The organism is Flavobacterium hydatis (assembly GCF_000737695.1).
Lineage (GTDB): Bacteria > Bacteroidota > Bacteroidia > Flavobacteriales > Flavobacteriaceae > Flavobacterium > Flavobacterium hydatis.
Genome location: NZ_JPRM01000003.1, coordinates 300,067 through 323,017, shown reverse-complemented (window position 1 = coordinate 323,017; position 22,951 = coordinate 300,067). Strand labels below are relative to the sequence as shown.

Below are 22,951 nucleotides of genomic sequence, written 5' to 3'. Positions count from 1 at the left end.
GGTAAAAATAAAAATCCGTTGCGAAAATTTTTCCGCAACGGATTTAAAAATAAGTACTTAGGAATATTTATTTTATTTCTGCTTTATTAATGCATCGCATCGGCAGGATTAATCTTGTTTTTTCCTTTCTTGATTAAAAGGATGATAGGAATACAGCACAAAAACATAATACCTAGATACATAAAAATATCCATGTAAGCTAAAACGGTACTTTGTTTCATTACCGAATAATCGATTACCTGATAGGCTTTATTTAATGCTTCATTACTACTAAATCCTTTAGACATAAAGCCCTTTTGTAGTATGGCAACTCTTTGTTGAACTTCAAATTTACTTCCGTCTAAATGTGATACCAAATCCACACGGTGTTTCTGACTAAACCTTGTAATGAATGTGGTAATAATTGCAATACCAAATGAACCTCCTAATTGTCGCATCATTCCGGTAAAAGCAGCTCCCTCACCAATGTGTTTTCCTTGTAAGGTAGAAAGTGATAATGTTGTAATAGGTACAAAAAGTAATCCTAAACCAATACCTCTTAAAATTAATGGCCAGTATAAATGTTCAACTCCAGTATCGGGAGTCATATTATTATACATCATGAAGGTGAAGAAAAAGAAAATCAAGAATCCAACTCCTACCATATATCCTTGCGGAACTCCACGCTGAATTAATTTACCAATAATTGGCATCATAAAAGCGGTTGTAATCGATCCCGGAATAAGTAATAAACCGGCATCGGTCGCTGTCCATCCTAAGATAGATTGTGTATAAATCGGGATAATCAGCGTTGATCCATAAAGTCCAAACCCAAGAATGAAACACATTATGGTACCAATACGAAGATTTCCGTCTTTAAGTACACTTAAATTTACAATTGGATGTTTATAGGTGAGTTCTCGCCATATAAATAATATTAATCCAAAAACAGTTACGACACTTAATGTTACAATCACCGAATCATTAAACCAATCGTCTTGTTGCCCGTGTTCCAGAACAAATTGTAAGGAACCGATAAATGACGCCAAGAATATTATTCCCCACCAATCGACTTGATTAGCCTTTAGTTTCTCACCATATTTTGGACTTCTTACAAATGAAATTGCCAAAATAGTTGCAATAATCCCAAGCGGAATATTAATATAAAAAATGTAAGGCCAAGAATAATTATCTACTAAATATCCTCCTAATGGGGGACCTAAAGTTGGACCTACAATAACTCCCATTCCGTAAATTGCCTGAGCCATTCCTCGTTTTGCAATAGGGTAACTCTCAGTTATAATGGTTTGCGCAGTAACTAGTAATGCTCCACCACCAAGTCCCTGAATAAATCGGAATGCAATAAGTTCCCAAATATTGGAGGCATTACCACATAAAAAAGAAGATAAGGTGAAAATTATAATCGACGTTACAAAATAATTTCGTCTTCCAAATTGTTGTGACAACCAACTCGTCATCGGGATTACAATAACATTTGCAATAGCATAAGCAGTAATAACCCATGCAACGTCTGTTAATGTAGCACCGAGACTTCCTCTCATGTCGGTTAAAGCTACGTTTACGATAGTTGTATCTACAATTTCCAGCAATGCACAAAGTACTGCGGTTATCGTAATAAGAACTCGTCTGTAGCCATATTCTACTAAATCATCTTCTACTTTTACCATTTTGTTGTATTAGAATACTTTTCTAAAATGAATGTATAATCCTTAATTTCCAAGATATTCAATCTTGGTTAAGTGCAGTTTTATTTTATATGTACATCTACATCCACGTTCATTCCTGGTCTCAATAATTTTACTTTTTCAATATCATTATCAGCGTCCAAGTTAATTTTTACAGGTAATCTTTGAATTGTTTTTACAAAGTTTCCAGTTGCATTATCAGGAGGAAGTAAAGAAAAACGTGATCCTGTTGCTGGAGAAAATGAGGTAAGTGTTCCTTTAAATTCATAATTAGGATAAGCATCTACTTTTAAAGTTACTTTTTGACCAATTACCATTTTGTTAAGTTGAGTTTCTTTAAAATTAGCTACAACCCATGCCTCAGAATTATTGATGATATAAAACAAAGATTGTCCTGGTTGAACTAATTGTCCTGGTTGAATATCTACTTTAGAAACCTGACCATCAATTGCTGCAGTAACTACAGTATAAGACAAGTTTAAATGAGCAACATCTAATAATGTTTTTGCTTTTTTGATATTTGCTGCAGCAACCTCTGTTTGTTTATCAGTAGCTTTAGATTTTGCCTGAATAACTGATTTTTGGTAAGCACTTGCTTTTTCTTGTTGTTGTAAAATACGTACTTGGTTTTCTGCTTCTTGTTTAGCAGTTAATGCATTTTCGTATTGTTGTTTTGTAATTGTATGCGTTTTGTACAAGTTATTGTAACGGTTGTAATCATTTGTTATTTGTGCCAATCTAATTTTAGCACTTTCGATATTACCACCAGCAGATCTTACATTTGCATCCGAAACCGAGATGTTTGCCAAAGCACTTCCGATATCTGCTTTTGCAGCTTCAAATGAACCTTCTGCACCTAATAAAGCAGCATTAGCTTCATCAATTTTTAATTGGTAATCTCTTTTGTCAATTGTAAATAAAGTATCTCCTTTTTTTACAAAATCATTATCTTTTACATAAACTTTGCTAATATATCCCGATACTCTAGGAATAATCGGATTCATTTTTTTCTCTATTTGAGCATCATCCGTTTCTTCGTGAGCAAGTGAGTGCATGTATTTGTAGATTCCGTAAGATCCACCAACTAGAACCAAAAGTGCTAGTATAACTATAAATTTGGTATTTGTTTTTTTCTTTTCCATGAGGGCTGTCGATTATATTTTTGTAAGATTGAATGATTGTGATAATTGTCCTGTTTTTGAAAGCATTTCGTAATATCTCTGGATGATATCGGCTTTAGATGTTGCTGTGTTTACTTTAGCGCTAAGATGTTCTACATCAGCCTCAAGTAAATCGTTAGTGTCAGCAAGACCGTTATCGAATTTATCTTTCAGAATTCTATAATTTTCAGATGCTTGTTCTAATGCTAAGTCATAAACAGCACTTTGTTTTACAGCCAGATTATAATTCTCGATTGATTGTTGTACTTCGACTTTAATGTAATTTGTCAAAATTTCTTCAGAGCTTTTTACCTCATCAGCTTTACTTTGTGCTTGTTTTATATCAGCACCTTTTTTTAATATTCCGCTAAGGTCATAAGAAACACCAACTCCAAAGTTCATTGCATTTTGTACCGTAAGTACATTTCTAACATCTACAGCAGCATAACCACCTAATAAAGAAATAGAAGGGTAATAAGCACTTTTTGCCATTTTTATATTAGACTCGCTTGCTTTTTCCTGATAACGCAATGCTTCAAGATCTTTACGATTCTCTAATGCAGGTTGCTCATTTGCAGGGATATTATCCATTTTATAATTGATAAAATCGTTTTCTCTAACATAAAGCTTAGTTGCAGGATCTAATTTAAGTAACGTAATTAAATAATAATTAAGAATGTTTAAGTTTTTATTTGCTTCATCTATAGATAATTGGATTTTAGAAACCAACAATTGAGACTTCAATAAATCATTTCTCGGAATAATTCCGTTTTTCTCCAACTCGATAAAATCAGTTACACGCTGTTTAGCTTGTTTTTGATCTTCGTTCAAAAGATCAATTGTTTTTTGAGCTTTGTATAAATCAGCATAGTAATTTACAACTCTTAAAGCAATGTCTTCTTTAGTTTTTAATGAAGTAGCAACTTCTGCCTGGTATAAATTCTCAGAAAGTTTAATGCTATTCTGAATTTTAAAACCTGCAAATATTGGTAAACTTGCGCTAAGTTGTCCCAACATTAATTGATCTACATTAGGCGTAGAACTAGTAAGTTCTTTTTGATTGTAATTTAAATTTACATCTGCACCAGCCAATCTTTGGTATTGTCCAGAGGCTTTTAAATCTGGATATTGGTTGTTTTTAATAGACCTAAGTTCATACTTCTTAGTGTTGACTTTTGTGTTAGCCAACGTGACTTCGTCACTCTTCTCCCATGCTATTCGTACAGCATCATCTAGGGTAAGACTCGTTTTTTCTTGAGCTTCTAATGAGGAAATTCCAATTAAGAAAACCCCAAAGAGCATTAGTGGATTAATTTTCATAAACAAGTAAGGCATTTATAGTTTGTTGAATGTGTTTTGTTAAGTGTGTTTTTATGTAATCGTTATATAAAGCTTCGGTATTTAAATTCAATATTTTCTCGAAGAAGACCTTGTTCATATGGAAATGAAAAAAAGTTCCAAGAATAGTTGGGGTAATTAATGGGATAATAACATCTTTACGGAAAACACCCTTTTCCTGACCTTCATGGATAATGCTTTCCAATGATTTAAGATTTCCTTTCTTTAATTCGGTAAAGTGATTTAGAGTTTTTTCTCTTTTTTTAGATGTCAATTCAAAATGCATGATTCTAAAAATTCCTCCGTTGCAGTTAATCTTGTTGATATAAAGTTCGATCAACTTATTTACTTTATCGATAGGTTCTAAATTCTCTTGCAGTAAATTTTCTAATTGTAGTTTCAGATCCGATGTTCTGTATATAATCAACGATTCGAGTAATCGTTCTTTAGAACCAAAATAATACGAAACCATGGCAATGTTAATTTTTGCTTCTTTGGCAATATTTCGTATCGAAGTTCCTTCAAATCCTTTATCAGAAAATAGCTTTTCTGCAACCTTGAGAATTTGAATTTTTTTCTCGTTTAATTCGATGTGTGACATGAGTGAGTTTCTAATCGGGTACAAAATTAAACAAGTGTTTAATTTAAACAGCTGTTTAATTTTTATTTAACATAATTTTAACTAAAATATTCCTTTATAAGTGAATGTTTATTTTGTTATATTGTATTGATTTACAATTGATTAAGTTGGATATAACGATATAGGTAATTTAGGGTTTAAGGAATTATTAGATTTTGAAATCAGATAAAAGTTTGACAAATTCTGCTCTTTGATACCAATCATTATGCACCAATTCGAGGTTTTTTATTTCAAATTTTCCGAAGTTATAATCACGGTATTTATGTAGTGTTTTCAAGAATAAATCCTTGTTATTTATAGGTTTTCTAAACCGTACAACCGTTAAATGTGTAGTAAATAAAGAGTAGCGTTTATCGATACTTTGTTCCAGAGAAGTTTGTTTAAACGCCGTGCGAAGATTATCGCGCAAATCGTTTATACTTGCATCGCTAGGAAATCCCTGAATCATAACTGCCGAAGGTGAGGCAGTAATTCCTTGTAGGTTAATTACTGATGTATTTAAACCAGAAATGCATTTGTTTATTATAGCAACATAATCTTGTAACGTAATCTTGTTTAAATCAAAACCATCATAACAAGATATAATAGACATTACTGTAATGTGAATATCCGAATTGGGATAATAATATTGAGAAGCATCAACTTCTTTTAATTCATTTAAAAAAAGCTGAATATTGTTTTTAATCTCTTCTGTAGGTCTAATTAATAATGTAATCCCTAAACGGTTATCATTCAAATCATCTATTTGTGTATCGATAACATAATTGTCATTCGATATCTTCTCACAGGATTCTGTGAACAAATTAGTATAATGTGAAGCTAAATCCATTTTGTATAGACGTTATTCAGAATAATATTTAAGATTAAACGTATAAATGAATATTTTGGTACAGCAAGAAGCATTTAACTCTTTTGCCAAAGGAACGCGGATGATACAGATTTACTAAAGTAAAGACGCAGATAAAAACGGATTTTTTAAAGGTAATAGAAAAAATCTGTTTTTATCTGCGTTTTCGCCTTGCGAATCCGTGTCATCCGCGTTCCATTATAGACAATCTAGGTTCGCAAAGAATTAGAAAGATTATTATCTAATAGCCTTTACAAACTCGGCGATATTTCCTGTTCCTTTTTCAGATAAATGTTTGATAAAAGCACTTCCGATAATAGCTCCTTTAGCAAATTGTGTTGCCTGATTAAATGTCTCGACATTATTAATTCCGAAACCAATTATCTGAGGGTTTTTAAGATTCATGTCGGCAATACGTTTAAAATATGTTTCTTGCGTGCTACCAAATCCAGATTGAGAACCAGTAACGCTTGCTGAACTTACCATGTATATAAATCCGTTAGAAACGCCATCTATGAATTTAATACGTTCATCAGACGTTTGTGGTGTAATTAGGAATACATTTATTAATCCGTATTTTTCGAAAGTAGCTTTGTATTGCTCTGCATAAACATCTACAGGAAGATCAGGAATAATTAATCCATCGATACCTATTTCAGCACATTTTTTGCAAAATTCATCTACTCCGTATTGTAATATCGGATTAAAATACCCCATTATTATCAACGGAATTTTTACGCTTTCGCGAATGTTTTTCAGCTGGTCAAATAAAACCTGAGTTGTCATTCCGTTATGTAATGCCTGAGTAGAACTCGCCTGGATTGTTGGTCCATCAGCCAAAGGATCACTAAATGGTAATCCGATTTCGATCATATCGATTCCGCTTTTTTCTAAATCCTGAATGATTTGTACAGTATCATTAAGATTAGGATATCCTGCAGAAAAATAGATAGAAAGTATCTTTTTATCTTCTTGTAGTTTTTGATTTATTCTGTTCATCTTTTTATTTTTTTATCCTAACAGGTTTCAAAAAACAGTTAGGTATTTTGTTAATCTTGATATTATTTTTAATCTATTACAATCTCACTTGTCCAGATGTCATTTTGATTTTGAACCAATAATAATCCAGAATCGGAATCGTTCATTTGAGCAATTAATTCTCCTTTATTATTCCAGAAAGCGCTTTTTCCAGCAGATGGACTTCCCCAAGATTCTCCGCTAAAATTAGACATAAGTACATTCATATTATACGTACTGGCATAATTTTGCAAAGCTTTGTAAGCTACAGGAATCCCGTTTGGACTAAAGAAAATACTAGCAATATAAATTGCTGTTTTATTTTCGCTTGCATTTTTTGGATGCAACGGATTATCAATATCGGCACAAATGGCAAATGAGATTTTTTTATTCTCTAATTCGATTGTTGGGTTATAATCAAAAGACGATTGATAATAAACATCTTCACCTTCATGAAGAAATTGTTTGGTATAAATAGAAACCGAATCATCGGGCGAAATAATAAATTCTCCGATAAATAATTGGTCATTAATTTTTATAGGTGCTCCAGCAACAATTACAATCTTATTTTCTACCGCTAATTTTTTTAAATGATTTAAGCGTGAATCATTTTCTGAGAAAGTAAGTTCACTTGCATTTTCTCTTTCGTAACCTGTAATTGATAGTTCTGGAAATACGATTAAATCAGCATTTTTTGTCACTGCCAATTCTATAAGGCGATAATGATCTAATAAATTAGAATCGATATCTCCTCGTTTGGGTTTGGTCTGAGCTGCAGCTAGTATCATTTTAATAATTTGTGTTATTTAGTTCTTATTTGTTAGTGCTACTTTTATTCCTAAACCTATTAAAACGGCTCCACAGCTTTTGTTTATATAGTTCGAAAGTTTCTTGTTGTACTTTAGTTTTGCAAAAATTATAGAAGCAAAGTTCGCCAAAAAAAAGCACCATATTGTTCCTGTAATTGTGAATGTTACTCCAAGTGTTATAAAAGGGATAATAGTATTTTTTAAACCAGAATCTATAAATTGCGGTAGAAAGGAAATAAAAAACAATGCTACTTTTGGGTTCAATACATTTGTTATTACTCCGTCTCTGTATATTTTTTTCAGATTAATTGATTTCTCAGAAAATGAAACATCAGTATTAAGTCGAGTTTTGTCCGTGAGCATTTGGTATCCAATATATAATAAGTAAGCCGCACCAGCATATTTTATAATACTAAAAACGAGTATGGATTTGGCAATAATAATAGAAAGCCCAAATGCAGCAAGGATTGTGTGTATTAAGGAGCCTGTAGCAATTCCGAGTACAGACATAAATCCAGCTTTTTTTCCTTGTGCCATACTTCTGCTTAATATGAAAATAGTATCATTACCAGGAGTTATGTTTAAAAGTAATCCCGTTAAAATAAAAGTTTCATAATGAATTATACCGTTCATAGTCTTAATTTTTAATCGTTTTCTATGGAGCTAATTGTACTTATGTGCGATTTGCGTTAGGGATAAAAGCGATATCCTTTTTTAGGCTTTTTTTTGCCTTAAAAAGATATAGCGGATAGCCCGACCGTCTTTTTCTGACGGTAACGCCCAACTATAATTTAAAATAATCGATATATGTATTTAAATCTTTATCGCCACGACCTGATAAATTGATAACTACGATTTCGTCGGGACTAAATTTCTTTTGTTCCAGAACGGCAAAGGCATGAGCACTTTCGATTGCTGGAATAATTCCTTCGGTTTTAGATAATTGCAAGCCAAATTGCATGGCTTCGTCATCGGTAATCGAGATAAACTCGGCTCTGCCAGATGCAAATAAATGTGCGTGCATTGGGCCAACTCCTGGATAATCTAAACCTGCCGAGATAGAATAGGGCTCGGTAATTTGTCCGTCGGGAGTTTGCATTAATAATGTTTTACTTCCGTGAATGATTCCGATTTTTCCTAATGCCGAGGTTGCAGCACTTTCGCCAGAATCTACTCCTAAACCAGCTGCTTCTACAGCGATAATATTCACCTCTTTTTCGTCTAAGAAATGATAAAAAGCTCCAGCAGCATTACTTCCTCCACCTACACAAGCGATAACATGATCAGGGTTTTCGCGTCCTTCTTTTTCTAATAATTGTGTTTTTATTTCGGCAGAAATCACACTCTGAAAACGTGCTACCATATCAGGATAAGGATGTGGGCCAACCACTGAACCGATGATATAATAGGTGTCGACAGGATTATTAATCCAATCACGGATGGCTTCGTTTGTAGCATCTTTTAAGGTTTTTGAACCTGAAAGTGCCGGACGAACTTCGGCTCCTAACATTTTCATACGTGCCACATTTGGCGCTTGACGCTTAATGTCGATTTCGCCCATATATACAATACATTGTAATCCCATTAAGGCACAAACAGTAGCAGTTGCAACTCCGTGTTGTCCTGCGCCAGTTTCGGCAATAATTCGGTTTTTACCAAGTCGTTTTGCAAGCAAAATTTGCCCGATTGTGTTGTTTACTTTATGCGCACCTGTATGGCATAAATCTTCTCTTTTTAAGTAAATTTTGGTATTGTATTTTTTCGAAAGTCTTTCGGCAAAATATAATGGAGTAGGGCGACCTACATAATCTTTTAATAATGCATCGAACTCGGCTTGAAAGCTAGGATCGGCAGTAATTTTTAGATAGTTTTGGCGTAGCTCTTCTACGTTTGGATATAACATTTCTGGAATGTAGGCTCCTCCAAATTCTCCATAATAGCCTTTTTCGTTTACGTGAAAACTCATTTTGTTTAAAGTTTAAATGTTTAAAGTCGCAAGGTTTTGCTTGAAACTATATAATATGTTTTTATCTTTTAATCCGGGTTCGATTTCGAATTTACTGTTTACATCGATGGCATAAATAGGTAAATTGGTTATCGAAATTTCTTTTATTGTTTCTACTTCTTCTAGACCGATTCCGCCACTTAGGAAGAATGGTTTTATCGAATTGTATTTGTTTAATATTTTCCAATCGAATGTGGTTCCGTTTCCGCCAGGTAATTTTCCTTTGGTATCAAAAAGGAAATAATCACAAACCGATTCGTATGGTTTTAATACTTCGAAATCAAAATTTTCATCGGCAGAGAATACTTTTATAAGTTCGATTTTAGTATCGATTTTGCTTTTTAATTCCTGACAAAATTCAACCGATTCATGACCGTGTAATTGAATGGCTTGCAAATCGTATTTTGAAATTTTGCTTAGAATTTCTTCCTGACTTTGATTTACAAAAACACCGACTTTTTTTATCGACTTTGGCAAATCGGGAATTATTCCGTCAAAATACCGAGCCGATTTCTCCCAGAATATAAATCCCATATAATCGGGTAGGAGCGAACCTACTTCGGTTATATTATCGGGATATTTCATACCGCAGATTTTTAATTTCATTGTTGTTGTGTTTTTTACCGCAAAGAGCGCAAAGAGTTTTTATATTCGATATCATTAAAAACGCCAAGTTCGCAAAGCTTTGAGCTAAATTAGTAATGTTAACAAGGCTTATTGCTTACAGCATAAAGCTTACAGCTGACTAATAAAGTCAATAGCTGCTTGTCCTGCGTTATCTGTTTTCATGAAGTTTTCTCCAATTAAAAAACCTTTGTAACCGTATGGTTTTAATTTGTTAATGGCTTCGACAGATGAGATTCCGCTTTCGGAAACTTTTACGAAATTATCAGGAATTTGTGCTGCCAATTCTTTGCTGAAATCTAAGCTAACTTCGAATGTTTTTAGGTTTCGGTTATTAACTCCAATCATATCCAGCGTAGGCATTATAGATTTTTCTAATTCTTCCTGATTATGAACTTCTAGTAAAACTTCTAATCCTAAACTTTTTGCAAATTCAGATAATGACTTAATTTCTTCTCTTGTTAAAACTGCAGCAATCAGTAAAATTAAATCGGCTCCGTATGCTTTGGCTTCTAATATCTGATATTCATCTACAATAAATTCTTTTCGTAATAGCGGAATATTTACTGATGCTCTCGCCAATAGTAAATCATCGAGTGAACCACCAAAATATTTTCCATCGGTTAAAACAGAAATTCCGCAAGCTCCTGCATTTTCATATCCTTTTACGACTTCTTCAACAGTAAAACTTTGGTTTATTATCGATTTAGATGGCGAACGGCGTTTGTGCTCGGCAATGATTCCTGTAGAACTTGCTTTTAGTTTTTGACTTAAAGAAATAGTTTCTCTTCCAAAAAATACCGAAGCTTCTAGTTGCGAAACAGGAATTATTGATTTCTTGAGAATGACTTCTCTTTTTTTATCGAAAATTATTTTGTCTAAAATATTCATGATTACTGTTTTGTCACAAAGTCACAAAGGCGCAAAATTTATTTGTGCTAATTCGTGAAATTTGTGTTTGTTTTTATTTACTCAATCCTTGTAATGTTTGTAAGGCTCTTAACCCTTTACTATTAAAAAGACTTTCTTTCGCCTGTTCAAAACCTTCTAGCGGAGTACATTTTGTAACTGTAGCGATTGCCATTGCAGCATTGGCACAAACTACATTGTTTTGGGCTTCGGTTCCTTTTCCTGAAAGAATATTGATAAACATATCTGCTGATTCATCGATTGTTTTTCCTCCTTCAATTTCGCTTTGCGCTAAATGACGAACGCCAAAATCACTAGGATTCAACATGCCTTCCATTGTATTGGTAATAATTTTTGTTGGTCCAGTTAATGAAACCTCATCATAACCATCTAGCGAATGTAGGATTGTGTAATTTACATCGGTATTTTGATATAAGTACGCATACATTCGGGTTAATTCCAGATTAAAAACTCCTAACAATTGGTTTTTAGGGAATGATGGATTTACCATTGGTCCTAACATATTGAAGAATGTTTTTACAGCCAATTCTTTTCTTATCGAACCTACGTTTTTCATTGCAGGGTGAAACAAAGGTGCGTGAAGTATACAAATTCCAGCTTTATCGATACTTTTTTCTATGAAGTCGGGATCATTGGTAAATTTAACTCCCATTTTTTCCATTACGTTACTAGAACCAGAAATAGACGAAACTCCATAATTACCGTGTTTGGCTACTTTTATTCCTGTACCAGCAACTATAAACGAAGCAAGGGTCGAAATGTTAAACGTGTCTTTTCCGTCACCACCAGTCCCAACTAAATCAATAGTATTATAAGCTGATAAATCGATACGAATGCATAAATCTAATAAGGCTTCACGGAAACCAGCTAACTCTTCGATGCTAATACTTCGCATCATAAATATGGTGAGGAATGCCGAAATCTGACTCGGATTATAATCCCCATTTGATATATTAATCAATACGTTTTTTGCCTCATCTTTAGTAAGGATTTCGTGATTGATTAATTTGTTTAATGTATTTTTCATTCTTTTTAAGGTTCTAAGTTTTTTACTGTAAACTGATACTGAATGCTTCTTTAATGTTCATCTCCTTGATAAATCCACATTGGTTCGGTTTTTCCAGCGCGTTCAAATCCATTTTTTGTATAGAATTCTATTGATTTTCCGTCTGCAGTTAACATTTGCATGTGGAAATCACGATATTTATCTTGCATTTTATCGCAAATCATTTTACCGATTCCTTTTCCTTGATATTCTGGAAGTACTAATAAATGTGGATAATAAACCGTTAAGTAACCATCGGAAATTGCATTTCCTAGTCCAACCAATTTTTTATCATCCCAAGCTGTAATTAACGTTTCAGAATTTAAAAGTGCTTTATGTAATAAATCAGGTTTTTCAGCCGAACTCCATTCATTGGCTTTATATAATCTTATTATATCTTCAATATTAATTTCTTTGGTTTCTAAAATTTTAATATCCATTTTTTATTTTAAGTTTCTAAGAAACTAAGGTGCTTAGGTTCTAAGGTTGTAAACTGATACTGTGACTAAATTCTGTAAACTAGCTTTTAACCCAGTTCTCTAACATTTTTTTTCCGTTTGGTGTTAATACACTTTCAGGATGAAATTGTACTCCGCGTACATCATACGTTCGGTGTCTTAATGACATAACTTGTCCGTTTTCGTCGTAAGATGTAGCTTCGAGAACATCGGGTAAACTTGCATCTACAACCCATGAATGATAACGACCTACTTCGAATTCTTTTCCTATTCCTTCGAATAAAATCTCATCATCTACAACCGTTTTTACATTGGTTGCTACACCATGATATACTTTGTCTAGGTTTGATAATGTTCCTCCAAAAACTTCTCCTATGGCTTGTTGTCCTAAACAAACTCCAAGAATACTTTTGGTTGGTGCATATTTTTGAATTACAGCTTTTAGCAAACCTGCTTCGTCTGGAATTCCTGGTCCTGGTGAAAGTAATATTTTGTCGAAACTTGCAATTTCATCAATATCAAACTCATCATTTCTATACACAGTTACTTCGCAATCTAAATCTTCCAGATAATGTACAAGATTATAAGTGAAGCTATCGTAGTTATCTATTACTAATATTTTTTTCATTTTTCTTTTAAGGTTCTAAGTTGCTAAGATTCTGAGGTGCTAAGTTTTTAAACTGTGACCGAATACTGAAACTGGCAACTAATTTTTGTTTATTTTTCTCGAACGTATTTTTCGACAATTATTCTATCTATTCCAAGTTTTTCAATTTTCTCGATTCCTTTTTGAATTAAAGTATCGTTTTTAACTTTTACTGTAAATTCAAATTTGTTGTTCTCCCAGTCTCTATTATTGAAATATTCTAAATTCTCTGTGTATGTACTATCTTTTAAAGTATATTTTCCTCCACCTCCGAAGAATAATGCATCAGCTTTTTTACCATTATTTAAGTCGTGGTTAAAGAATGCAAAGTGAGAGTCATTTATAATTTTAATCATTTTGGTTTTTGGATTGAAAGTTGAAAAAGTAGAATCTTTTTCGGTTGTCTCTGCTGATATAAGTCGCCAGGTTCCTTCAATTTCTTTTTTAGATGTTGTTGTTTCTTGCTTGCTCTTGTCGTTGCAAGAAGTTAAAAATGCCATAACCAATAATAATCCAATAGTGTTTTTCATAGTTTTTAGTTGTTTAATTTTTATTTAATATTCTCTTTGTTTAGTTGTAAGTTTTAAGTTTCTCGTTTGGTACTGAGAACTAAAAACTGCAACTGAACGCTAAATTTTTTCTGCCATTTCTAGCGCAGTATTTAATGCTCTAAGTTTATTGTATACTTCTTGCATTTCGCTTTCCTCGTCTGAACTTGCTACGATTCCGGCTCCAGCTTGGCAATGCAATTGGTGGTTTTTGCTCAGGAAAGTTCTAATCATGATGGCGTGGTTAAAATTGCCTTCAAAATCCATAACACCAATGGCGCCACCATAAAAAGTACGATTGGTTTTTTCGTATTCTTCTATAAGTTGCATGGCTCTGTGTTTTGGTGCTCCGCTTAAAGTTCCTGCAGGAAAAGTATCGGCTACAACTTGCATTGTAGTTGCTTTTTCATGTAAATGCCCTGTAACTTTAGATACTAAGTGTATTACGTGTGAGAAAAATTGAACTTCACGATATTTCTCCACATTTACATCATGTCCGTTACGGCTTAAATCATTTCTTGCTAAGTCGACCAACATTACGTGTTCGCTATTTTCTTTTTTATCTTCAGATAATTGTTTGGCAAGAACGGCGTCTTGTTCATCATTTCCAGTTCTTTTAAAAGTTCCGGCGATAGGATGAATTTCGGCTTTACGATTTTTTACAATAATTTGAGCTTCAGGCGAAGAACCAAATATTTTGAAATCTCCATAATCAAAAAAGAATAAGTAAGGTGAAGGGTTGATGCTTCGTAATGCTCTGTACACATTAAATTCGTCTCCTTTAAAACCTTGTGTAAATCGGCGTGATAAAACCAATTGGAATACATCGCCACGGAAACAATGTTTTTTTGCTAAAGCAACATTATGCTTAAATTCTTCATCGGTAAGATTCGAGAATCCTTCGCCTTCTTTAGTAAATTGGTATGAAGCTATATTTCTTGATTGCAGTAATTGCTCTATTTCCGAAATATTATTTCTTCCGTCTACGCTGTGGCAAAAAATGTATGCTTCGTTTTTGAAGTGATTTATTGCAATTATATTTTGGTAAACTGCATAATATACATCGGGAATAGAAATGCTATTGTCTTTTTTTGCAATAGTTACTTTTTCAAAATAACGAACGGCATCGTAAGAAATGTATCCGAATAATCCGTTATTGATGAACTTGAAATCATTCTTTTCAGATTTAAATTGTCCTGAAAATTCCTGAATAATTTCTGGAATATTGGTCAGGCTATCAATCGCTATTTCCTCTGAAGTTCCGTCAGGATAATTTTTAGAAATAGTTTCGTTTTCGATTTTAATACTTGCAATAGGGTTGCAGCAGATGTAAGAAAAACTATTGTCGTTTCCGTGGTAATCGCTACTTTCCAGCAATAAACTATTAGGGAATTTATCTCTAATTTTAAAATAAATGCTCACTGGCGTTACAGTGTCTGCAAGAATTTGTTTGTAGTGTGTGTTTAGTATAAAAGGTTTCAATGTGTTGATTTTTTAATTTTTAATATATTGTTTTCCAGAAAATTATAAGCAAAAAAAAGGCTTGTCGTGATGACAAGCCTTTCATATTTATAGTTTGAATAATACCATAGGAAGCTTCGTTCACGACGTCTGACGTAAATTGCTCCACCACCAAGTATTATTTGTAATTGTTTTCATAAACTTTTTTGTTGGTACAAATGTATAAATGTAATTTGAATATTCGTATACATTATTTTAAAAAAAATCTGTATTATTTTGAGTTTTTTGTTAAATTTAATTTAAACGATCCATTTTAAAGGCTTAATTTCCACTGGCTAAAGTGTTATTTACGTTAATTCTAAAATCTGGATTTGTTTTGATGTTAGGTTCTGTAAATAATGCGACATTTCTTATACTTGTATATTCTAAACCAAACGCAGGGTTCTGATACCAGTTCTTAATAGCTGAATCAAAATTAGAATTCTCGCTTAAAATTGCACCTTGGCAGTTATTAATTATTAATCCGTTTAGTTTAATTTTTTCTAGATTAACTACACCATCTCCAATTTTTCCTTGAAATACCATAAAAGGAGTGAAGCCTGAAATTACACTATTATTTAAGGTAAAATAGCTGTTTTCGCCCATATGTACTGCCTCACGTACAAGCCCCTGATTACTTTCTTCAAGATTTATTAATGTGATATTACTAGCAGTTATCTTGGTTAATTTTTTGCTGGTATCACTATTTTCGATTTTGTCGTAAGAGTCAATTTCAAAACATCTTGAACCTGAAATGTCTGATGAGTAAGGGTGACGAATGGCGATACTATTATTTATAGTGCATTGTACACCTTGGGTAAAATCAAAATCATCATCAGTAGCTCGGTAAGAAACTAAGTTGTTCATAACAACATCACCACCATAAGATTCAAAAGAATCATCATTAGAATAGCTTATCTGAATATATTCTAGCTTAGTTTTGCGACCAACTCCTGCCAGTGATAAACCATTAATTTCTTTTAAAGCATTCAGTTTTCTGCCTGAATATTCGATGCGTACGTATTTTAAAATTCCAGAATTATCCTCAGGATCTTGTCCGCCATAATGGTTTACAACAGGGTCTAGGTTAAAATCAAGAAAACTTACTCCGCCCATTTTATTAATAGGAGCTTTTCCTAAAAGAATTATTCCGCCCCAATCCCCAGGTTTTCTTTCGGCAACATTTTTATTAGATGTAAATATAATTGGGTCAGTTTCTAATCCTTCGGCCATTATTTTAGAGCCATTTGTTATTACTAGCGTTCCACAAGTTTTATCATCTCCTCTTATTACAGTTCCAGGTTCAATAGTTAAAACGGCATTGTTGGTTAGATAAACAACCCCAACTAGTTGGTATGTATTACGCTTGTATAATTTGGTGTCCTTATCGATAGTTCCAGCCAGAATATTTGTAGCTTCATTATAATCTATTGATGCAGGTTTAAAATTTGTCCATTTATTCATCCAGTTTGATGCACCAACAATCCCTTTTTGTTGTTGTGCATTGACTATAATACTACTTACTAAACAAATAATTACAAGGTGTAAATTTTTTTTCATAGTGTTGTCTTTAGCAAAATTTGATTTTTTGGATAAAAGCCTTTTGGTTGAGACAAAGGCTTTTTTTTAATTGTCCCAAAAGTAAAAGGGGTTTGTTAATCAAAGAATGATAAGACATTATGAAAGTGTTATTATAACTTTAAGAACGTTATTTTTTTGTTCGTAAACAGATTGTTGAATTTGAACGTCAAAAATTAAGACATAAAAAAATCCCATTTGCCGTGGCAAATGGGATTTTCAGAATTAGTAAGCGTGTGATATTAGAATTTCAAAGCTACAGTTAATTCAAAATCATCATTGATAGTTTTGTCTCCTAAGTTTTCGAAGAAGTTTCCTGAGTTGTATTTAATATCATATTTAGTTCTGTCAACTTTAAATGCAGTTGTAGCAGTGTTTCCAGCTACAGTGATATCAAAAGTTACAGGTTTAGTAATTCCTTTGATAGTTAAATCTGCAGTTACAGTATAAACATCAGTTGCTTTAGCTCCGATAGTTTTGAAAACTAATTTAGCAGTTGGGAATTTTTCAGTTCCAAAGAAATCATCTGCTTTCAAGTGACCGTTTAATTTTCCTTGGTATTCACCAGAAAGGTCAGTTGCGTTAATAGAAGTCATATCTACAGTGAAAGTTCCACCAGCTAATTTTTTTCCTTTAAATACTAAAGCACCATCTTTTAGGTTTACAGTACCAGAGTGCTCTCCAGTTACTTTTTTTCCAACCCATTTAACTGTACTTGTTTTAACGTCTACTTTTTTAGTTTGTGCGTTAATAGAAACTGATGATAAAGCTACCACTAGGGCAAGAGCAATTGTTTTTAAATTTTTCATTTTGTTTGATTTTAATAAATTTGGATTAATAATTATAGTGTGATAAATAATTCTTCTTGAGTTTTTCTTACTTTTTTATGATGCTGTGTTGCATCTTCTTCATGTCTGTAACCTACAGTTGCAATTACTGATGCGTTTAAATGTAAAGCATCTAAACCTAAGATTTCATTAAATGCAGCTGGATCAAAACCTTCCATTGGCGTAACGTCAATTTTTAATTCTGCAGCAGCGTTTAATAAGTTTCCTAATGCTAAATAAGTTTGTTTAGATCCCCAGATGTTTTTTGCATCTGCAGGAAGTGTAGAGATTTTAGATTTCATAAAATCGCTATATCCTGATAAAGATTCATTTGGAATTTGTCTTGTTTCGCTGATATTTTTGATAAAACGGTCAATTGCATCATCACCAATATTAGTATCATTTGCAAAAACTACCAAATGAGATGCTTCTACAATTTGAGATTGTCCCCATGCAGCAGCTTGTAATTTTGTTCTTAATTCTGGTGATTCAACAAAAATCACTTTGTATGGTTGTAAACCATAAGAAGATGAACTTAATCGTATTGCTTCTTTTAGTGTATTTAAATCTTCAGCTGAGATTTTTTTGGTCGCATCAAACTTTTTGGTTGCGTATCTCCAATTTTGATTTTCTAGGAAAGTATTCATGTTATTTACTCGTATTAATTTATTTGATTTCTAAATTTTTCTAATAATTCGTTTAATAATTCTAATTCATCTGTGGTCAGATTTTCTGAAAAAACATTTTCATGTTCAATTACTTTTGGGTCTAACTCGTTTAAAACTTCTAATCCTTTATCTGTAATCGATACTTCTATTTTTCTTCTATTATTCGGACATACATTTCTGGTAACAAAATCCTTCAGTAATAACTTATCGACTAATCGAGTTGTATTGCTTGTTTTTGCTAACATACGGTCTTGTATAACACACATATTTGCAGGATTTCCTTTTTGTCCTCTTAATATACGTAACACATTATATTGTTCTCCAGATAATTCATAAGGTTTTAATACCTCATTAAATTTATCCTGAAGTATATTTTGTGTGTACATAATATTCAGAATAACTCTTTTTGGATTATCCATCTTAACGGTACTTTTTATTACATCTTCAATTGTCATAGTCGTAAGTGTATAATTTGTATATACAAATGTAATATGTTTTATTGTTGTATATACAAATGTGTTGTTAAAATTTTGTTAATATTGTTTAAGGGGAGTTTTTCGTGGTCAGATTTCGAGTTTAAAATTAGTAAAATTTATTTGTATTTTTCTAATTAAGGAGTTGATTAATTGAGGTTTAATTGTTGTTTAGGTTATGTGTATCTTCTAGTAATAGGCAAAAGAATTTAACGCAAAGGGCGCAAAGGATTACACAAAGGTTCACAAAGTTTAATGAATAGCTTTGCGAATCTCTGCGTTTCTTTTCATTGTGTACTTTGCGTTTAAATCGAATCAGTTATAAAAGTTGGAGAGTAGGCAAAAGAATTTACCGCAAAGGGCGCAAAGGATTACATAAAGGTTCACAAAGTTTAATGAATAGCTTTGTGAATCTCTGCGTTTTTTTTCTTTGTGTACTTTGAGTTTAAATCGAATCAGTTATAAAAGTTGGGAACAGTTAAAAGAATTTACCGCAAAGGGCGCAAAGGATTACATAAAGGTTCACAAAGCTTAATCAATGGCTTTGCGAATCTCTGCGTTTTTTTCTTTGTGTACTTTGCGTTTAAATAGAATCAGTTTCAAAAGTTTGGGATTAAGCTTTGACAAAGATTTTAATATAGAATATAAAAAGAAACCCAACAGTTTTTTAAAATCTGTTGGGTTTATAGTCTTAATATGTAGAGAAATAATATTTGTTATTTTTCACTTATGTATTCCTCTATATAAGTATTTAATAATTTTCGCTGCTCGATTGTTGCATCATTGTCCATGTCAGAATGGGTTACGGGCGTTAATTGAACTTTGATTCCGTATTTTTTTTGTTCTTGCTCTGTTGGTAATACACCTTCATCTGCAAGGTAGTTACTAGAACGTAAAGTATATATTTTAGGTTCGGAAACTCTAGGAAGTGGCATTCTTCGGTTATCCATTGTTATTGCTTTATAAACTAATTTAGGATATTTAGTTGCAAACAAAGCAGTCATATCACCACCATTCGAATGTCCGATTAAGGTTAGATGTTTAAAATCTAATTCAGGATTTGATTTTTTAAACTCATTAATAACATATAAAATATTTTCAGTACCTCTTTCCCAATTTGGTCTTCTTGTAATTTTAAAATCTCCTTCCATTGCAAGAAGGTCATCGGTTGGTAATTCGTGTTGAATACTGATAACAAAATATCCTTTAGAAGCTAAATTTTCTGTTAGATAAGAATAAATCTTATTATCTCCGCCTTTGTTTTCTCCGTATCCATGACTAAAAATTACTACTTGTTGGTTATTTATTTTCTTATCTGTTTTGGGATAATATAAAGCAACAGGAATTTTTCTATTTCTAGATTTGTCAAATATCTCTACACTATCAAGTTTGACAGCATAACTATGATTTGATTCTTGAACACTTGCTTTTTTATAGTTTGAACAACTTAGTATTAGTGAACAAAGTAAAATCAGAGAATATATTTTATTCATTTTGGTTATGCTTCCGCAGAATTGGTTTATGATAGTAGCTGATAAATTAGTTTACAATATGCTTAATGAGGCAAGTTGTCTTTAAAATAACCATAAACCCAAGTTCCTAATATTGCACTTACCAATGTTACTGCAATTACAGTTACTCCAGTTCCTATTTGTGCAAAAAGAGGACCAGGACAAGCTCCAGTGATTGCCCAACCAAATCCAAATAATAATCCGCCATATATCTGACCTTTACTAAATGTTTTAGGTTCAATCTTGATTTCTTCTCCCTGAATAGTTTTTACCTTGAATTTTTTTATCAAAAAAACTGATAACATTCCTACTGCAACAGCACTTCCGATTACGCCATACATGAAGAATGATTGTAAACGAAACATTTCCTGAATACGGTACCAACTAATGATTTCGGCTTTTACGAATACTATGCCGAATACAATTCCGACAAGCATATATTTTAAGTTTGAAATTTTCATTTTTAAGAATTTAAAGTGAAAGTATATAAGGAAGAATCAGGTTTGCCATAACAAATCCGCCAATCATAAAGCAAATAGTTGCTACTAGAGATGGCCATTGCAAATTAGAAATTCCCATGATTGCGTGTCCGCTTGTACATCCTCCCGCATAACGCGTTCCGAAACCTACAAGAAAACCACCTACTACAATCATTATAAATCCACGAAGAGTTAATAAACTTTCCCATGAAAAAAGCTGAACAGGCATTAATCCAGAATTATCGGTAATGCCATAAGTTGCTAATTCCGTTGTAAGTTTTGAGTTTATTTCGATAGCATTCGGATTCGATAAGAAAACAGTTGCTATGACTCCGCCCAAGAATATTCCGAAGACAAATAATAAATTCCAGCTTTCTTTTTTCCAATCGTATTTAAAGAATGGAATATTTGCCGGAATACACATGGCGCATATATGGCGTAAAGAGGAACTAATACCAAATGCTTTGTTACCAAAAATTAATAAAATAGGAACGGTCAATCCTATTAGCGGACCTGAAACATACCAAGGCCAAGGTTCTTTTATAATATCAATTAAATTCATTTGTTACTTTTTTATTTAGGTTTGGAGTGGCAAAGGTTCAGAGGCTAAAATCTTTGTCGCTTTGTACCTCTGTACCTTTGTTACTTATTTACTTTAAAACTTTGCTTTGACAAACGAAATCTGATTTTGGAATTGTAGTTTTTGCAATAGCATTAAAACCTCCTTCAACTTCGGTGAAGTTTCTAAATCCGCGCGCTTGTAATATCGATGCAGCAATCATACTTCTGTATCCACCAGCACAATGTAAATAAAAATGTTCTTTTGTGTCGATATCTTTTACCCAGTCATTAATATAAGCCAATGGTTTGTTGTAAGCGTCTTCGATATGTTCGGCACTATATTCGGTTTCTTTACGAATGTCAATTACTTTGTTTTCTTCAACCTTAAATTCACCCGCAAATTGGTCAGCCGTAATTCTGTTTACCGTATCAGTTTCGTAACCAGCATTTTTCCAAGCATCAAAACCACCTTCAAGATGCCCGATAATCGAATCAAAACCTACACGACTTAATCGTGTTACAGCTTCTTCTTCTAATCCTATTTCGGTTACTAATATAATAGGTTGTTTTACATCGGCAATTAAAGTACCAACCCATGGAGCAAAATCTCCATTGATACCAATATTTACCGATTGCGGAATAAATCCTTTGCTAAAATCTCCGCTATTTCTTGTATCTAAAACTAAAGCACCAGTTTCTTCGGCTACAGCCTCAAATTCATCCACTTTTATAGCTTTCATTCCGTTGTTTAAAACAGATTCAAAACTTTCGTAACCACTTTTGTTCATAGCTACATTCATGCTAAAATAAGCAGGAGGTGGCAATAATCCATCGGTAACTTCAGTGATAAATTCAGCTTCGGTCATATTAGCACGCAAAGCATAATTGGTTGCTTTTTGGTTTCCTATAGTCGATACCGTTTCTTTACTCATGTTTTTACCACAAGCACTTCCAGCACCATGAGCAGGATATACAATAACATTATCTGCCAAAGGCATTATCTTTGTTCGTAGCGAATTAAATAATATTGCTGCTAGTTGATCTTGCGTCATTGAAGTAGCTTTTTGAGCTAAGTCAGGACGACCAACATCTCCAATAAATAAAGTATCTCCAGAAAAAATCGCATAATCTTTTCCGTTTTCATCAATTAATAAATAAGTGGTGCTTTCCATAGTATGTCCAGGAGTATGCAACGCTTTTATTGTGATGTTTCCTAACTTAAATTCTTGTCCATCGGTTGCAGAAACGCAATCGAATCCACATTCGGCATTTGGACCATAAATAATTGGTGCGCCAGTTTCTTTACTTAAATCAACATGTCCCGAAACGAAATCGGCATGGAAATGAGTTTCGAAGATGTATTTTAATTTTACCTGATCACGGTTTAAACGGTCTAAGTAGGGTTGTATTTCTCTGAGCGGATCTATAATTGCAGCTTCGCCATTTGAAGTAATATAATAGGCGCCCTGTGCTAAACATCCGGTATAAATTTGTTCAATTTTCATTGTTGTGTAATCTTAAATAATGTTTTACAAAGGTAACTTTGTTTTTTTGGAAAATAAGTGACTAATGTTACAGTTTTTATTTTGAGCTCAAAAAAAG

The 22,951-nt window shown here is 32.8% G+C and carries 24 protein-coding genes; all 24 read right to left on the bottom strand.

Going from position 1 to position 22,951, the window contains the following annotated elements; all coding sequences use genetic code 11:
* Positions 1–86: 86 nt before the first annotated feature.
* The gene (locus tag IW20_RS03470) at positions 87–1,667 is read right to left on the bottom strand and encodes an MDR family MFS transporter (RefSeq protein WP_035618772.1); all 1,581 of its coding nucleotides are present in this window, start codon (positions 1,665–1,667) and stop codon (positions 87–89) included.
* A gap of 80 nt (positions 1,668–1,747) precedes the next feature.
* The gene (locus IW20_RS03465) at positions 1,748–2,827 is read right to left on the bottom strand and encodes an HlyD family secretion protein (protein ID WP_035618770.1); all 1,080 of its coding nucleotides are present in this window, start codon (positions 2,825–2,827) and stop codon (positions 1,748–1,750) included.
* A gap of 12 nt (positions 2,828–2,839) precedes the next feature.
* Positions 2,840–4,165: a TolC family protein gene (locus IW20_RS03460; protein WP_035618858.1), complete on the bottom strand. Its 1,326-nt coding sequence runs from the start codon at positions 4,163–4,165 to the stop codon at positions 2,840–2,842.
* Positions 4,155–4,784 (bottom strand): TetR/AcrR family transcriptional regulator, encoded by a 630-nt coding sequence (locus IW20_RS03455; RefSeq protein ID WP_035618769.1) that lies wholly within the window; start codon positions 4,782–4,784, stop codon positions 4,155–4,157. The genes IW20_RS03460 and IW20_RS03455 overlap by 11 nt, the downstream gene beginning before the upstream one ends.
* 187 nt (positions 4,785–4,971) lie before the next feature.
* The gene (locus IW20_RS03450) at positions 4,972–5,652 is read right to left on the bottom strand and encodes a 2'-5' RNA ligase family protein (protein WP_035618767.1); all 681 of its coding nucleotides are present in this window, start codon (positions 5,650–5,652) and stop codon (positions 4,972–4,974) included.
* 255 nt (positions 5,653–5,907) lie between these two features.
* Complete coding sequence (gene trpA, locus IW20_RS03445; RefSeq protein WP_035618765.1) at positions 5,908–6,669, bottom strand: tryptophan synthase subunit alpha; 762 nt, start codon at positions 6,667–6,669, stop codon at positions 5,908–5,910.
* Between the two features lie 68 nt (positions 6,670–6,737).
* Positions 6,738–7,475 (bottom strand): carbon-nitrogen hydrolase family protein, encoded by a 738-nt coding sequence (locus IW20_RS03440; protein ID WP_035618763.1) that lies wholly within the window; start codon positions 7,473–7,475, stop codon positions 6,738–6,740.
* Between the two features lie 18 nt (positions 7,476–7,493).
* A complete protein-coding gene (locus tag IW20_RS03435) occupies positions 7,494–8,129 on the bottom strand; it encodes a LysE family translocator (protein ID WP_035618761.1) in 636 nt (211 codons plus the stop codon).
* Between the two features lie 151 nt (positions 8,130–8,280).
* A complete protein-coding gene (gene trpB / locus IW20_RS03430) occupies positions 8,281–9,462 on the bottom strand; it encodes a tryptophan synthase subunit beta (protein ID WP_035618759.1) in 1,182 nt (393 codons plus the stop codon).
* Positions 9,463–9,474: 12 nt separating this feature from the next.
* Positions 9,475–10,107 (bottom strand): phosphoribosylanthranilate isomerase, encoded by a 633-nt coding sequence (locus tag IW20_RS03425; protein ID WP_035618756.1) that lies wholly within the window; start codon positions 10,105–10,107, stop codon positions 9,475–9,477.
* Between the two features lie 129 nt (positions 10,108–10,236).
* Positions 10,237–11,016 (bottom strand): indole-3-glycerol phosphate synthase TrpC, encoded by a 780-nt coding sequence (trpC, locus tag IW20_RS03420; protein ID WP_035618754.1) that lies wholly within the window; start codon positions 11,014–11,016, stop codon positions 10,237–10,239.
* A 73-nt stretch (positions 11,017–11,089) separates the two neighbouring features.
* On the bottom strand, positions 11,090–12,082 hold the full coding sequence (gene trpD / locus IW20_RS03415) for an anthranilate phosphoribosyltransferase (protein ID WP_035618752.1): 993 nt from the start codon (positions 12,080–12,082) through the stop codon (positions 11,090–11,092).
* 50 nt (positions 12,083–12,132) lie between these two features.
* Positions 12,133–12,540, bottom strand: a complete 408-nt coding sequence (locus IW20_RS03410; protein WP_035618749.1) for a GNAT family N-acetyltransferase — start codon at positions 12,538–12,540, stop codon at positions 12,133–12,135.
* Positions 12,541–12,619: 79 nt separating this feature from the next.
* Positions 12,620–13,186, bottom strand: a complete 567-nt coding sequence (locus IW20_RS03405; protein WP_035618746.1) for an anthranilate synthase component II — start codon at positions 13,184–13,186, stop codon at positions 12,620–12,622.
* Positions 13,187–13,275: 89 nt separating this feature from the next.
* The gene (locus IW20_RS03400) at positions 13,276–13,734 is read right to left on the bottom strand and encodes a hypothetical protein (RefSeq protein ID WP_035618742.1); all 459 of its coding nucleotides are present in this window, start codon (positions 13,732–13,734) and stop codon (positions 13,276–13,278) included.
* A 99-nt stretch (positions 13,735–13,833) separates the two neighbouring features.
* The gene (locus IW20_RS03395; RefSeq protein WP_035618740.1) at positions 13,834–15,234 is read right to left on the bottom strand and encodes an anthranilate synthase component I family protein; all 1,401 of its coding nucleotides are present in this window, start codon (positions 15,232–15,234) and stop codon (positions 13,834–13,836) included.
* A 300-nt stretch (positions 15,235–15,534) separates the two neighbouring features.
* Entirely contained in the window at positions 15,535–16,812 is a 1,278-nt protein-coding gene (locus IW20_RS03390; RefSeq protein ID WP_035618738.1) for a hypothetical protein, read from the bottom strand.
* 260 nt (positions 16,813–17,072) lie between these two features.
* On the bottom strand, positions 17,073–17,639 hold the full coding sequence (locus IW20_RS03385) for a YceI family protein (RefSeq protein ID WP_035618736.1): 567 nt from the start codon (positions 17,637–17,639) through the stop codon (positions 17,073–17,075).
* A 32-nt stretch (positions 17,640–17,671) separates the two neighbouring features.
* Positions 17,672–18,304 (bottom strand): NAD(P)H-dependent oxidoreductase, encoded by a 633-nt coding sequence (locus tag IW20_RS03380; protein ID WP_035618733.1) that lies wholly within the window; start codon positions 18,302–18,304, stop codon positions 17,672–17,674.
* A 14-nt stretch (positions 18,305–18,318) separates the two neighbouring features.
* Positions 18,319–18,780 carry a MarR family winged helix-turn-helix transcriptional regulator gene (locus IW20_RS03375; RefSeq protein ID WP_035618730.1) on the bottom strand — a complete coding sequence of 154 codons (462 nt, stop codon included), beginning with the start codon at positions 18,778–18,780 and terminating at the stop codon, positions 18,319–18,321.
* Positions 18,781–19,514: 734 nt separating this feature from the next.
* Entirely contained in the window at positions 19,515–20,291 is a 777-nt protein-coding gene (locus tag IW20_RS03370) for an alpha/beta hydrolase family protein (RefSeq protein WP_035618727.1), read from the bottom strand.
* Positions 20,292–20,353: 62 nt separating this feature from the next.
* Positions 20,354–20,770, bottom strand: a complete 417-nt coding sequence (locus IW20_RS03365) for a DUF6691 family protein (RefSeq protein ID WP_081912428.1) — start codon at positions 20,768–20,770, stop codon at positions 20,354–20,356.
* Between the two features lie 10 nt (positions 20,771–20,780).
* On the bottom strand, positions 20,781–21,350 hold the full coding sequence (locus IW20_RS03360) for a YeeE/YedE family protein (RefSeq protein ID WP_035618721.1): 570 nt from the start codon (positions 21,348–21,350) through the stop codon (positions 20,781–20,783).
* 88 nt (positions 21,351–21,438) lie between these two features.
* Positions 21,439–22,854: an MBL fold metallo-hydrolase gene (locus IW20_RS03355; protein ID WP_035618719.1), complete on the bottom strand. Its 1,416-nt coding sequence runs from the start codon at positions 22,852–22,854 to the stop codon at positions 21,439–21,441.
* Positions 22,855–22,951 lie beyond the last annotated feature (97 nt).